Here is a 332-nt window from a genome sequence, read left to right on the forward strand (position 1 = left end):
GGCGGGTGGCGTGCTCGACGATGAAGAACACGTAGATCCGTTGGAGGAATACGGTGTCCACGGTGAAGAAGTCGCAGGCGAGGATGCCGGAGGCCTGGGCGGCCAGGAATGTGCGCCGGGAGGTGTCGGCCCGCCGGGGTGCGGGGTCGACACCGGCGCGGTGCAGGATCCGCCAGACGGTGGCGACCCCGACCGGGTAGCCCAACCCGATCAGTTCGCCTTGGATCCTGCGGTGGTCCCAGGTCGGGTTCTCCCGCGCGAGGCGCAGGACCAGATCGCGGATCTCCCGGCGGACTGGTGGTCGTCCGGGTGTCTTGCGCGGGTAGGTCCAT

1 pseudogene is annotated in these 332 nt (G+C 69.3%); it reads right to left on the minus strand.

The annotated features are described in order from the left end of the window. Positions 1–332, minus strand: a pseudogene (locus tag MXD62_RS10710) (integrase); the annotation flags it as partial.

It is taken from the genome of Frankia sp. Mgl5, from assembly GCF_023242985.1.
Lineage (GTDB): Bacteria > Actinomycetota > Actinomycetes > Frankiales > Frankiaceae > Parafrankia > Parafrankia soli.